The 709-nt window shown below is 54.2% G+C and carries 1 protein-coding gene; it reads right to left on the reverse strand.

What is annotated here, in order from left to right:
• Positions 1–709, reverse strand: a 709-nt coding sequence (locus AC2A06_RS18730) for an Ig-like domain-containing protein (RefSeq protein ID WP_484381283.1), incomplete at both ends; no start/stop codon positions are given.

A 709-nucleotide genomic window follows, 5' to 3' on the forward strand; every position in this document is an offset into this window, starting at 1 on the left:
CGTTCTGCAGCGCAGCGCTCAACGCCCCCTTGATGGTCACCGTACGGTCGCGGGTGTTCATATCGCTGTTTACCGCTGTCGCACTGTGGCTGAACAGATCGCCGGTGGTCAAACCGTTCGAGGTATCGGTGGTAATACCCGCTGTGGTGGTCAAACCATTCAGGTTCGGTGCCACGGTGCTCACTGTCAGCGCATGTGCATCGGTGTCACCAATATTACCCGCCTGATCAACCACACGCGCCTGGATGGTATAGTCAGCTGACGTCAACGGCTTGCTTTGCAGATCTACCGTCCAACTGCTGGCGGTCGTGCTGCTCGCTTTAGTCCAGGTTTTGCCGCCATCAACACTCACTTCGACCCACTCGTCTGCCAGCAGGGCCTTGTTCAGGGTACCGTTAATCAACAACGTGCTATCGCTGGTGTTGAAGTCGGTATTGCTGATACCCAAGTCATCACTGATTGAGGTGATGGTAATTACCGCATCAGAAATCGTCGCATCAATGGTGATGGTTTGAGTCGCACTCGGCGCACTCTCCTGATCTGCATCGTTGGTCCCCGTCACTTTGAAGTTGTAAGTACCGTCTGCCAATGCTGGGTTGGGTGTAAAGCTCCAACTACCACCTGGGCCTGCGGTAGTCGTACCCACTACACTGTTACCGTTATAAATGGTAATCGTATCGCCTTCAGCAACAGAAGAGGTCCCGCTCAA

It is taken from the genome of Serratia sp. HNCC26DJ244 (genome assembly GCF_057180565.1).